This is a genomic window from Gordonia sp. (in: high G+C Gram-positive bacteria) (assembly GCF_047602025.1).
Lineage (GTDB): Bacteria > Actinomycetota > Actinomycetes > Mycobacteriales > Mycobacteriaceae > Gordonia.
In genome coordinates this window covers 813,961-826,306 of sequence record NZ_JASGII010000001.1, presented here as the reverse complement: position 1 = coordinate 826,306, position 12,346 = coordinate 813,961, and the positions used below count along the sequence as shown (strand labels likewise).

At 70.6% G+C, this 12,346-nt stretch carries 12 protein-coding genes; 10 read left to right on the top strand and 2 right to left on the bottom strand.

What is annotated here, in order from left to right:
- Positions 1–156 precede the first annotated feature (156 nt).
- The gene (gene eccD / locus QM728_RS04170; RefSeq protein ID WP_415030788.1) at positions 157–1,569 is read left to right on the top strand and encodes a type VII secretion integral membrane protein EccD; all 1,413 of its coding nucleotides are present in this window, start codon (positions 157–159) and stop codon (positions 1,567–1,569) included.
- Positions 1,566–2,939: a type VII secretion-associated serine protease mycosin gene (gene mycP / locus QM728_RS04165; protein ID WP_415030787.1), complete on the top strand. Its 1,374-nt coding sequence runs from the start codon at positions 1,566–1,568 to the stop codon at positions 2,937–2,939. The genes eccD and mycP overlap by 4 nt, the downstream gene beginning before the upstream one ends.
- A 10-nt stretch (positions 2,940–2,949) precedes the next feature.
- Here the strand turns inward: mycP and QM728_RS04160 are convergent, their stop codons facing one another.
- A complete protein-coding gene (locus tag QM728_RS04160) occupies positions 2,950–3,897 on the bottom strand; it encodes a 4-hydroxy-3-methylbut-2-enyl diphosphate reductase (RefSeq protein WP_415030786.1) in 948 nt (315 codons plus the stop codon).
- Between the two features lie 72 nt (positions 3,898–3,969).
- On the opposite strand from QM728_RS04160, the gene QM728_RS04155 reads away from it, so the two are divergent.
- From QM728_RS04155 to QM728_RS04145, 3 genes are read left to right on the top strand one after another with little or no spacing between them, the layout of a single operon-like run.
- Entirely contained in the window at positions 3,970–4,662 is a 693-nt protein-coding gene (locus QM728_RS04155) for a lipid droplet-associated protein (protein ID WP_415030785.1), read from the top strand.
- Between the two features lie 14 nt (positions 4,663–4,676).
- The gene (xseA, locus tag QM728_RS04150) at positions 4,677–5,900 is read left to right on the top strand and encodes an exodeoxyribonuclease VII large subunit (protein WP_415030784.1); all 1,224 of its coding nucleotides are present in this window, start codon (positions 4,677–4,679) and stop codon (positions 5,898–5,900) included.
- The gene (locus tag QM728_RS04145; protein WP_415030783.1) at positions 5,897–6,127 is read left to right on the top strand and encodes an exodeoxyribonuclease VII small subunit; all 231 of its coding nucleotides are present in this window, start codon (positions 5,897–5,899) and stop codon (positions 6,125–6,127) included. Before xseA ends, QM728_RS04145 begins: the two co-directional genes overlap by 4 nt.
- A 50-nt stretch (positions 6,128–6,177) precedes the next feature.
- Here the strand turns inward: QM728_RS04145 and QM728_RS04140 are convergent, their stop codons facing one another.
- Positions 6,178–6,780: a DUF4245 domain-containing protein gene (locus tag QM728_RS04140; protein ID WP_415030782.1), complete on the bottom strand. Its 603-nt coding sequence runs from the start codon at positions 6,778–6,780 to the stop codon at positions 6,178–6,180.
- Positions 6,781–6,890: 110 nt separating this feature from the next.
- On the opposite strand from QM728_RS04140, the gene glpX reads away from it, so the two are divergent.
- The 5 genes from glpX (at position 6,891) to QM728_RS04115 (ending at position 12,316) form a co-directional block, all read left to right on the top strand.
- Positions 6,891–7,880, top strand: coding sequence for a class II fructose-bisphosphatase (glpX, locus tag QM728_RS04135; protein ID WP_415030781.1), 990 nt, complete (start codon positions 6,891–6,893; stop codon positions 7,878–7,880).
- Between the two features lie 10 nt (positions 7,881–7,890).
- Positions 7,891–8,334 (top strand): hypothetical protein, encoded by a 444-nt coding sequence (locus tag QM728_RS04130; RefSeq protein ID WP_415030780.1) that lies wholly within the window; start codon positions 7,891–7,893, stop codon positions 8,332–8,334.
- A 49-nt stretch (positions 8,335–8,383) separates the two neighbouring features.
- Positions 8,384–10,084 (top strand): fumarate hydratase, encoded by a 1,701-nt coding sequence (locus tag QM728_RS04125; protein WP_415030779.1) that lies wholly within the window; start codon positions 8,384–8,386, stop codon positions 10,082–10,084.
- 131 nt (positions 10,085–10,215) lie between these two features.
- Complete coding sequence (locus QM728_RS04120; RefSeq protein ID WP_415030778.1) at positions 10,216–11,616, top strand: class II fumarate hydratase; 1,401 nt, start codon at positions 10,216–10,218, stop codon at positions 11,614–11,616.
- A gap of 19 nt (positions 11,617–11,635) precedes the next feature.
- A complete protein-coding gene (locus QM728_RS04115; protein WP_415030777.1) occupies positions 11,636–12,316 on the top strand; it encodes a PIG-L deacetylase family protein in 681 nt (226 codons plus the stop codon).
- Positions 12,317–12,346: the final 30 nt, after the last annotated feature.

Below are 12,346 nucleotides of genomic sequence, written 5' to 3'. Positions count from 1 at the left end.
GACCGCCTGCGTCGAACCCTAACCCCGCAAGAACATGAATTGGCAAGCTTTTCGCCGAATTCACCCCCGGGCCCGCCGCCCGACTGGTAGACCGACGGGTCAAGGGGAGTTTTCATTCGGGGGGATGAATCTATGACCGCTTGGGCTCGCGTATCTGTGGCCGGACCGGAATCGAGCATCGACGTCGGACTGCCGACGGATCTGCCGATCACCGACTTTCTCGACGAACTCGTGCTGCGCCTCGCCGGGCCGCCCGAGGTCGCCGATCCAGCATTGGAATGGACGCTGAGTCCACTGGGCCGTGACGCGCTCGCCCCCGATGCGACGCTGCGCGGCGCCGACGTGCAGGACGGCACCTGGCTGGTGCTGCGCGAGGGACCCGCCGCAGATCCGGCGGTCCTCGTCGACGACACGTTGGACGCGCTGACCGAACTGACCGACTCGCGTCATCGATCGTGGTCGCCGCGCGCGGCCCGGATCGCGGGTGCGTCGGTGGCGACGGCGGCGGCCGTCGTGGCGGCCCTGGGCCTGATGCTCGCCCGCACCGGGTCCTCGCCGACCGTCGGGCTCCTGACCGCCGCGCTGGCGGCCATCGGGGCGATCGGGTTGCTCGCCGCCGCCCTCTACGCCTCGCGCAACACCGTCGACGACCGGAACGCCGCTATCGCGGCGTGTCTGTGCCCGATGGCCGCGGCACTGTCGGCGGCGGCCGGCTTCGCGGTGGTGCCGGGCGATCCCGGCCTGCCGCACGTCGTGCTCGCCGTCGCGGCCGCGTGCACGTCGGGGGTGATTACCCTGCGCTACGGCCGAACCGCGCCGATGCTGCACATCGCCGGGATCACCGCCGGGCTGGTGGCGCTGGTGGCCGCGCTCGCGGCGCTCGCCGCACCGGTGACGCAGGTGGGCGCCGGCGTCTGCGTGCTCGCCCTGCTGCTGGTCCTCGCCGCGCCCCGACTGACCGTCGCGCTGGCCAAGATCCCACTGCCGCCGGTGCCGTCGCCGGGCGAGCCGATCGAACCGGTCGAGGCTCCGCTGCTGCCCACCATCGACGCCGTCGACGCGATCTCGCTGAGCACGCTGCCCGACCTCGACGCCCTCGCCCAGCGCGCCGAGCGCGCCCGCCAGTGCCTGACCGGCTTGTGCCTCGGCTCCGCCGTAGCGGGAGCGGTCGCAGCGACGACGGTGGGGATCGACTCCCCCGACTGGCGGTTCACCACCATCGCCCTGGACGTCGGCCTCGCCCTCATCCTGCGGGGGCGATCGCATACCGACCTCGTGCAGGCCGCCGCACTCATCGGCGGAGGTGCCGCGGCGATCCTCGGGTTTTGGGGTGCCGCCGCAATCGCGAGTGCGCTGCGGGGCACGCCGACGACGGTCCTGACCGCCGCGCTCGCCGCGACCCTGGTGGCGGCCGTCGCACTGATCCTCGGCGGCTGGGCGGCCGGTCGAACGTTCACGCCGGTGCAGCGGCGGGCGGCCGAGTTGGGCGAGTACGTCCTGCTCGCGATCCTGCTGCCGCTGTTGCTGTGGGTCCTCGAGGTCTACCGACTCGTGCGGGAGGCGTGGTGAGCCCGGTGCGCGTCGCGGCGCACGTGCTGGTCGCCGCGCTACTCGCCGTCGCCGTCGGCGCCGCACCCGCCGCCGCGGTTCGACCGCCGCAACCGGCAGCCGCGCCGCCCGCCGACGTCGCACCCGGCGGTCATGCCGAGCAGCGCACGAAGTGTGCGGTCCCCGTGCCGGCGGCCCAGCCGTCGTCGGCGACGCTCGCGGCCAACTCCCTGCTCGACGTCGACCGCCTGCACCGGTTGAGCACCGGGCGCGGACAGACCATCGCGATCATCGACACCGGCGTCACGCCGCATCCCCGCCTGCCCAGGGTGCGCGACGGCGGCGACTTCGTCACGGGAAGCAGCGGCCTCGCCGACTGCGACGCGCACGGCACCCTGGTGGCCGGCCTGATCGCCGCTCGACCCGCTCCGACCGACGACTTCGCCGGCCTCGCGCCGGACGTCTCGCTGATCTCCATCCGCCAGTCCAGTGCCGCCTACTCGGCGCCCCGGCGCGTGCGCGACGACGATCCCGCGGCGACGGTCGGAGCCGGTTACGGGACGATCGCCGGGCTGGCCGCGGCCGTGATGCGGGCCGTGCGCCTGGGCGCGACGGTCATCAACATCTCCGAGGTCGCCTGCGTTCCGGCCGGCGCGGCGGGCAGTCTCGGCGACAGCGGGCTCGGCGCAGCGCTGCGGCACGCGGTGGAGCGCGACGTGGTCGTGGTGGTCGCCGCCGGGAACGTCGGCGCCGACAGCGGCTGTCGGGACCAGAATCCGCCGGCCGGCCGCGACCGACTGTGGTCGTCGGTGCGCACGGTTGCCACCCCGGCCTGGTTCTCCGACTACGTGCTCACCGTCGGCGCGGTGGACTCGACCACCGGCGAGCCGTCGTCGTTCAGCCTCGCCGGACCGTGGGTCGGCATCGCCGCACCGGGCACCGGGCTGACCAGCCTCGACTCGCGGCGCGGGCGTCGCGGCCTGGTTTCCGGCGTCGCGGGTGCCGACGGCCCGGCCCCGATCACCGGGACGAGCTTCTCGGCCGCGTACGCGAGTGCGGTCGCCGCGCTGGTCCGCGCCCGCCATCCCGATCTCGAGGCCCGCGGGGTGGTGCACCGGCTCACGTCGACGGCGACCGGTCGCGGCGACGCGCCCAATCCGCAGACCGGCCACGGCGTCATCGACCCGTTGGCAGCGCTGACCGCGCGGCTCACCGACGACCAGACACCGACAGCAATGCGGTTCCAACCGGCGCCCGCCGTGCCACCACCGAGTCGGCTGCCGTTGGTGACCGCCCTGAGCGGAGCGGCGCTCCTCGTGATCGCCCTGGCCGTCGTCGCGGCGTGCACCGCCCCGCGCCGCCGACTGGGGCCGTTCGACGACGGGCTCTAGCCCGGCGGTGCTACTTCGTGCGCGCCGGTCGCAGCTCGCGGGGCAGCGCGAAAGTCAGCGTCTCTTCGGCAGTGTTGATGGTCTCGACCGAGTCGTAGCCGTACTCCGACAGGAAGTCCAGGACGCCGCGCACCAGCACCTCGGGCACCGACGCGCCCGAGGTGACGCCCACGGTCGTCACGCCCTCGAGCCACTGCGGGTCGATCTCACGGGCGTAGTCGACGAGGTAGGCGTTCGACGCGCCGTTCTGCAGCGCGACCTCCACCAGGCGCACCGAGTTCGACGAGTTCTTCGAGCCGACCACAATGACCAGCTCGCAGTGCTTGGCCATCGCCTTCACCGCGACCTGGCGGTTCTGGGTGGCGTAGCAGATGTCGTCCGACGGCGGATCCTCCAGCTGCGGGAACTTCTCGCGCAGCCGCTTGACCGTCTCCATCGTCTCGTCGACCGAGAGCGTCGTCTGCGACAGCCACACGACGCGCACGCCGTCGCGGACGGTGACGTCCTCGACGTGGTCGGGGCCGTCGACGATCTGGATGTGATCGGGCGCCTCGCCGGAGGTGCCCTCGACCTCCTCGTGGCCCTCGTGGCCGATGAGCAGGATGTCGTAGTCGTCGCGGGCGAAGCGCTTGGCCTCCTGGTGCACCTTGGTGACCAGCGGGCAGGTGGCGTCGATGGTCAGCAGGTTCCGCTCGGCGGCCGACTTGTGCACCGCCGGGGAGACGCCGTGCGCGGAGAACACGACGATCGCCCCCTCGGGCACCTCGTCGGTCTCGCCGACGAACACCGCGCCGCGCTCGGAGAGCGTGTCGACGACGTGGCGGTTGTGGACGATCTCCTTGCGCACGTAGACCGGCGCGCCGTGCTTGTCCAGGGCCCGCTCGACGGTCTCGACGGCCCGGTCGACGCCGGCGCAATAGCCGCGCGGTTCGGCCAGCAGGACACGCTTGGAGGACATGGCTCCCAGGGTACGGACTGAACTCGCCCATGGCTAAACCCGCAGACCGTGCGATGTGGCACAGTTGATGCCATGAAGCACCGCCCGTACTCCGCGCGCCTGGCGGCCGGCCTGATCGTGACCGCCCTGGAAGAGACGCGCAAGCTCCCCACCCAGCTCATCACCATGCCGATGACGGCGGTCAGCAACGTCGTCCAGGCCGGTATGCGGATGCAGCAGAACGTCGCCGAGCTGGCCATCAAGGGCGACGCCGTCCTCGACGAGCTCTTCGACAAGCCCGAGGAACAGCCGTCGTGGGCCGTGTTCGACGAAGACGAGGACTCCGCCGACGTCCCGGCCCGCCCGACGCCCGCGGCAGCGGCTCCGACCGCTCCCGCGCCGGCGAAGAAGGCCCCCGCCAAAAAGGCGCCCGCCAAGAAGGCCGCCGCGAAGAAAGCACCGGCCAAGAAGGCTCCGGCGAAGAAGGCCGCGGCCAAGCCCGCCGCCGAACCGCACGCCGAGAACCCGGGCCGCTTCGCGCTCTACAGCGAGGTGCCCGCGAGCGTCGAAACCCCCCCACCGGCCGATGAGCCCGCGTCGTCGGGCGCGGTCCCCGAGGTCGTCGAGTTCCTCGACTACGAGAACCTGACGCTGGCCCAGTTGCGCGCCAAGATCAAGACGGTCGACGTCGACGACCTGCGCGAGCTGGCCGAGTTCGAGCGCGGCAACCGCAAGCGCACCCCGTTCCTGACGATGCTGGAGAACCGCATCGCCGCCAAGTCCTAGCCGGGATTCGAAAGGTGGCCGACGCCAACTCCGCCGAGGAGCCGTGGCCGGTACGGACCGTCAGCCGCAAGATCGGCGACTGGATCCATCAGCTCGGCCAGGTGTGGGTCGAAGGTCAGATCACCCAGCTCTCGCGGCGCCCCGGCATCTGCTTCATCACACTGCGCGACCCGGCCGCCGACTTCTCGCTGCAGATCACGTGCAAGTCCGACGTGATCGACCGCTCGCCGGTTCCGCTCACCGACGGCACGCGCGTCGTGATGTGCGGCCGGCCGTCGTTCTACTACAACCGCGGCACCCTTTCGCTGCAGGTCACCGAGATCCGCGCCGTCGGCATCGGCGAGCTCCTCGCGCGCATCGAACGGCTGCGGCAGCTGTTGTCGGCCGAGGGCCTGTTCGACCCGCGCCGCAAGCGCCCGCTCCCCTTCCTGCCCCAGGGCATCGGCCTGATCAGCGGTCGCGCGTCGGCGGCCAGCCGTGACGTGCTGTCGGTCGCCCAGGGGCGGTGGCCGGGAGTGCGGATCGTTGTCCGCGATGCGCCCGTCCAGGGCCCGTCGGCGGTGCCCCGCATCCTCGAGGAGCTCAAGATCCTCGACGACGATCCGGCCATCGACGTCATCGTCATCGCCCGCGGCGGCGGCAGCGTCGAGGACCTGCTGCCCTTCTCCGACGAGGAGCTGCTGCGCGCGGTGTCCGCGTGCACGACGCCGGTGATCAGCGCGATCGGCCACGAGCCGGACACCCCGCTGCTCGACCTGGTCGCCGACCTGCGCGCGGCCACCCCCACCGACGCCGCCAAGCGGATGGTGCCCGACGTCGGGGCCGAGCTCGCCGGGATCGCCGGCATGCGGCGGCGCAGCGCCGGCGCCCTGCGCAACTGGGTGCAGCGCGAGGCCCACCGCGTCGACGGGCTGCGCGCCCGCCCGGTGCTCGCCGATCCGCTGAGCCTCGTCGACGCCCACGAGGTGCGGGTCGAGCGGTGTCGCACCGACCTGCGCCGCGACATCTCCCGCCGCGTCGAGAGCGAAAGCCACCGCCACGAGCACCTCGCCGCGCGGCTCGCCACGCTCGGACCGTCGCAAACCCTCGCCCGCGGCTATGCCATCGTGCAGAATCTCGACGACGGCTCCCGGGTCGCCCGGGAGGTCGCGGACCTGCCCGACGGCGCCCGCGTGCGCATCCGCGTCGCCGACGGCGCCGTGCGCGCCACCGTCGCCGAACAGGAAGGAACGCCGTGAGCATCGACCCGTCGTCGTGGACCCCGGTCGCCGAGCTGGGTTACGAACAGGCCCGCGACGAACTCATCGAGGTGGTCGACCAGCTCGAACAGGGCGGCCTCGACCTGGACAGCTCCCTCAAGCTGTGGGAGCGCGGCGAGGCGTTGGCGAACCGCTGCGAGGAGCACCTGGCCGGTGCGCGCGAGCGGATCGAGGCGGTCCTCAACCCCGACGACGAGGCCGAGTAGCGGATTTCTTGCGGTTCGAGCCGGTTACCGAACCGAATCGCGGGCGCAGATCAGCGGCCCGACGGCAGCGGCGGCGCTTTCACCGTCTCGCGCGCCAGCGTCGTGAAGTCGGCCTCGGTGGCCTTGCCCGACAGTCCGATGCGGACATCGCCCAGGTCGGCGACCCATACCTTCCGGACGCCTTCATCCGGAGCGAGACGATCACCCGCGACGTAGGTGACCCAGCGTCGGCCCTCGATGTCGCGGGTGCCGGTGCCGGCGAGGGCGCCCTCCTTCTCGGCGTTCGGGTTGAGCAGCGGCAGCAGGTCGGCCTCGGTCCCGCCGGTCTGCGAGAGGCCCAGGTAGTAGCCGGTCGGCGTGATCCAGCCAACGGTGCTGACCCGCGCGGGGCCGGCGTTGCCGTTGGTGCCCGAGTTCGGCTTCCAATTCGACGGCAGCGCGGGCTGGCGGATCGGGAAGGGCATCGCGGCGGCGTCGGCGCGCAGCGCGGCGTTCACGTTGAACGGCGGGATCTTGTCGGCATCGCTGTCGCGGGTGCCCACCACCGAGCAGTTCCGCGAGGAGATCGCGACGAGCGCCACGAGCACCAGCAGCACCAGCAGGCTCCAAATCATGTCCCGACTGCTGTTGAGGATCCGCGGTTTCTCGGCCATACCCGCCAGTATCCCAGGCGAGGTGCACACGGCTGTCGGGCGCCATGAAAAGATGGGGACAACGACTACTGATCGTCGACGCCTGCCGTCGACCCACGAGAGGCGCACCGATGTCGACCAATGAAGCTCCCGACCGCAACCTGGCGATGGAATTGGTCCGCGTGACCGAGGCCGCCGCCCTGGCCGCCGGACGCTGGGCCGGCCGCGGTGACAAGAACGGCGGCGACGGTGCCGCCGTCGACGCGATGCGCGAGCTCCTCTCGACGGTCTCCATGCGCGGCGTCGTCGTCATCGGCGAGGGTGAGAAGGACGAGGCGCCGATGCTCTACAACGGCGAAGAGGTCGGCAACGGCGAGGGCCCCGACTGCGATGTCGCCGTCGACCCGATCGACGGCACCACGCTGATGGCCGAGGGCCGCCCGAACTCGATCGCGGTCATCGCGGTCTCCGAGCGCGGCACCATGTACGACCCGTCGGCCGTGTTCTACATGGACAAGATCTGCGTCGGCCACGAGGCCAAGGGCCACATCGACATCACCAAGCCGGTGGAGTGGAACATCAAGTCCGTCGCCAAGGCGAAGGGCATCGAGGTCGCCGACCTGACCGTCGTCGTGCTGGACCGCCCGCGTCACGCCGACCTGATCGCGCAGATCCGCAAGGCCGGCGCCAAGGTGCGACTCATCTCCGACGGCGACGTCGCCGGCGCCATCTCCGCCGCCGACGACGCCAGCTCGGTCGACATGCTGATGGGCGTGGGCGGCACCCCCGAGGGGATCATCACCGCGGTCGCCATGAAGTGCATGGGCGGCGAGATCCAGGGCAAGCTGTGGCCGCGCAACGACGAGGAGAAGGCCAAGGCGATCGCCGCCGGCCACGACCTCGACCAGGTGCTCACCACCGACATCCTGGTGCGCGGCGAGAACACCTTCTTCGCCGCCACCGGCGTCACCAACGGCGACATGCTGCGCGGCGTCTCCTACCGCGCCAACGGTGCGACCACCCGATCGATGGTGATGCGCTCGAAGTCGGGCACCATCCGCCGCATCGAGAGCTTCCACCGCACCTCGAAGCTGCGCGAGTACGCCCGCATCGAGGTCTAGCCCGACGGCGATGAGCACCATCGACTTCCGCGTCGAGCGCGAGCCCGGCGGGGCGATAGTGATCACTCCCCTGATCGACGGGGAACTGCTCGTCGACATCGTCAAACGATTCGAAGTGGGTCGGGGGTTCGACCCCGCCGGCGCGTACGGCGGGCTGATCCCGGAGTTCTACGACTTCGGGCCCCTCGCGGATTTCTTCCTCACCGGCTTCCCTGCCGAGTCCACGGAGTCCGATGCCGTCCGCATCCCGGTGCTCGGCTGCGGAGACTGCCGCGAGTGGGGCTGTTGGCCGCTGGAGTGCGCCGTGACCGTCGACGCCGACGCCGTCACCTGGGACGCCTTCGCGCAACCGCACCGACCGGCGTGGGACTACACCGGTTTCGGCCCGTTCCGGTTCGACGGCGTCGAGTACCGCGCGGCGGTGGCGCGGATGGTCGCCGCGCTCGCCGGTTAGGCAAACCTGACCACTGCCGGGCGCCCGCGACGGCGATACGATCGCTGCCGTGAGCACTCCAGCCCAGGCTCCGGATTTTCTGTACTCCGACCTGCTTCCGACCGGCCCGGATGAGACGCCCTACCGCCTCATCACCACCGAGGGCGTCTCGACTTTCGAGGTCGACGGCCGCACGTTCCTGAAGGTCGACCCCGAGGTCATCACCAAGCTGACCGCCGAGGCGATGCACGACATCAGCCACTACCTGCGACCCGCGCACCTGAAGCAACTGCGCAAGATCATCGACGACCCCGAGGCGTCGGGCAACGACCGCTTCGTCGCGCTGGACCTGCTCAAGAACGTCAACATCTCCGCCGGCGGCGTGCTGCCGATGTGCCAGGACACCGGCACCGCGATCATCATGGGCAAGAAGGGCGAGGGCGTCCTGACCGGCGCCGACGACGCTGAAGCGATCTCCCGCGGCGTGTACGACGCCTACACCAAGCTGAACCTGCGGTACTCGCAGCTCGCGCCGCTGACGGTGTACGAGGAGAAGAACACCGGCACCAACCTGCCCGCCCAGGTCGAGATCTACGCGACCGAGCAGGGGCCGAAGGGACCGGAGTACAAGTTCCTGTTCATGGCCAAGGGCGGCGGCAGCGCCAACAAGTCGTTCCTGTTCCAGGAGACCAAGGCGATCCTGAACCCCGACCGCCTGCTGACCTTCCTCGACGAGAAGATTCGCTCGCTGGGCACCGCGGCGTGCCCGCCGTACCACCTGGCGATCGTCATCGGCGGAACGTCGGCGGAGTTCGCGCTCAAGACCGCCAAATACGCATCGGCCCACTACATCGACACCCTCCCCGAGGAGGGGTCGATGGCCGGCCACGGCTTCCGCGACAAGGCGCTCGAGGAAGAGGTCTTCAAACTGACCCAGTCCTTCGGGATCGGCGCCCAGTTCGGCGGCAAGTACTTCTGTCACGACGTCCGCGTCATCCGCCTGCCCCGCCACGGCGCGTCGTGCCCGGTGGCGATCGCGGTGTCGTGCTCAGCCGACCGGCAGGCGCTGGGCAAGATCACCGCCGACGGCGTCTTCCTCGAGCAGCTGGAGACCGACCCCGCGCAGTACATGCCCGACGCCGGTGTGGCCGAGGACATCGAGGGCGGCCAGGTCGTCGACATCGACCTGAACCGGCCGATGCCCGAGATCCTCGCCGAGCTCAGCAAGTACCCGGTGAAGACGCGGTTGTCGCTGACCGGCCCGCTCGTCGTCGCCCGCGATATCGCGCACGCGAAGATCAAGGAGCGCCTCGACGCGGGCGAGCCGATGCCGGACTACCTGCGCGACCACCCGGTGTACTACGCGGGTCCGGCGAAGACGCCCGAGGGCATGGCGTCGGGTTCGTTCGGCCCGACGACCGCCGGCCGCATGGACTCCTACGTCGACCAGTTCCAGGCCGCGGGCGGCTCGATGGTCATGCTCGCCAAGGGCAACCGCTCCAAGCAGGTCACGCAGGCGTGCGACGCCCACGGCGGCTTCTACCTCGGCTCGATCGGCGGCCCGGCCGCGCGCCTGGCGCTCGACTGCATCAAGAGCCAGGAGGTGATCGAGTACCCCGAGCTCGGCATGGAAGCGGTCTGGAAGATCGAGGTCGAGAACTTCCCTGCCTTCATCGTCGTCGACGACAAGGGCAACGACTTCTTCACCGACCCGTCCGGCGCGGTCAACGTTCCGATCAGCGGTGTGCGGATCCGGTCGAAGGAGCGCTAGACCTCAGTCGGCCCCGCACGCTCATCCCGGTGGCGCTGGATCACCAGGCCTCGACCCGGTTCTCCTTGCCCCGCGCGCACGAGTACCGTGGAGAACAAAGGGCAACCTAAGTTCTCATCGTCGGAGGCATCATGGCTGAGCAGAAGTACCGCATCGAGCACGACACCATGGGCGAGGTGAAGGTCCCCGTCGACGCCCTGTGGCGCGCCCAGACCCAGCGCGCGGTCGAGAACTTCCCGATCAGCCACCGCCCGCTCGAACGCACCCAGATCCGCGCCCTCGGCCTCCTCAAGGCCGCGTGCGCGCAGGTCAACAAGGACCTCGGACTCCTCGACGCCGCCAAGGCCGACGCCATCATCGCGGCGGCAAGCGAGATCGCCGACGGCCGCCGCGACGACCAGTTCCCGATCGACGTCTTCCAGACCGGGTCGGGCACCAGCTCCAACATGAACGCCAACGAGGTGATCGCGTCGATCGCCAAGGCGAAGGGCGTGGACGTCCACCCCAACGACGACGTCAACATGTCGCAGTCCTCCAACGACACCTTCCCGACGGCCACCCACGTCGCCGCCACCGAAGCCGTCGTCACCGACCTCATCCCGGCACTCGAGCACCTGCACAAGTCGTTGGCCGCGAAGGCCACCGAGTGGCGCGACACTGTCAAGAGCGGGCGCACCCACCTGATGGACGCGGTGCCGGTCACCCTCGGCCAGGAGTTCGGCGGCTACGCCCGGCAGATCCAGGCCGGCATCGAGCGCCTGCGGTCGACCCTCCCCCGCGTCGGCGAGCTCCCCATCGGCGGCACCGCCGTCGGCACCGGGCTCAACGCCCCCGACGGATTCGGCAGCAAGGTCGTCGCCGAACTGGTCAAGCTCACCGGCGTCGACGCCCTGGCGCTGGCCACCGACAACTTCGAGGCGCAGGCCGCGCGCGACGGCCTCGTCGAACTGTCCGGACAACTGAAGACGATCGCGGTGTCGGAGACCAAGATCGCCAACGACATCCGCTGGATGGGCTCGGGCCCGCTCACCGGGCTCGGCGAACTCCACCTGCCCGACCTGCAGCCCGGCAGCTCGATCATGCCCGGCAAGGTCAACCCGGTCATCCCCGAGGCGGTCACGCAGGTCGCCGCACAGGTGATCGGCAACGACGGGGCCGTCACGTGGGGCGGCGGCAACGGCGCCTTCGAGCTGAACGTCTACATCCCGATGATGGCGCGCAACGTCCTCGAGTCGATCACCCTGCTCGCCAACGTCTCACGGCTGTTCGCCGACCGCTGCATCGACGGCCTGGTCGCCAACACCGACCGGCTGCGCACCCTCGCCGAGAGCTCGCCGTCGATCGTCACCCCGCTCAACAGCGCGATCGGGTACGAGGAGGCGGCCGCCGTCGCCAAGGAGGCCCTCAAGGAGGGCAAGACGATCCGGCAGACGGTCATCGACCGCGGCCTCATCGGCGACAAGCTGAGCGAGGCCGAGCTCGACAAGCGTCTCGACGTCCTGAAGATGGCGAACCTCGACCGCAAGCGCTGAGCCGACCTAGCCTGGTGGCATGGCCGACCTCGCGCAGTTCCCCGACGACTGGCAGACCGCCCTGGTGCTCGTCGCCCACCCCGACGACCCCGAGTACGGCATGGCCGCTGCGGTCCACCATTGGACCAGTGCCGGCAAGCGCGTCGTCTACGGGTTGGCCACCAGCGGCGAGGCCGGCATCGAGGGCATGGCGCCCGAGCAATGCGGTCCGCTGCGCGAGGGCGAGCAGCGGGCGTCGGCCGCCGAGGTGGGCGTCGACGAGGTCGAGTTCTGGGGCTTCCCGGACAGCGAGGTGTTCAACACCCCGGAGTTGCGGGCCAAGGTCGCCGAGACCATCACCCGCATCGGACCCGACATCGTGCTGTCCACCTTCGGCGGCCCCGAGTGGGCACCGGGCTTCCCCAATCAGCGCGACCACATGGAGTTCGCCGCGGCCGTCCGCGACGCCTATGCCGCGCTCCCCGAGCCGAAGCCGAAGCAGCTGTTCGAGAACGGCCCGCGGGTGACCCACGCCGTCGCGGTGAGCCAGGCCGACATCGACGCGGCGGTCCGCTCGTTGGCCGAGCACCGCGAGTACCTGCGCGTGCTCGACCCCGATACGCCGGTCGGCCGACAGGCCTTCAAACAGGTCGAGATGACGACGCCGGCCCGCGACGACTTCGGCGGTCGGCGGGCCGTCGGATTCGAATTGGTGTCGTAAAACCGCTTGATCGGATCCTTGCCGCCTTGT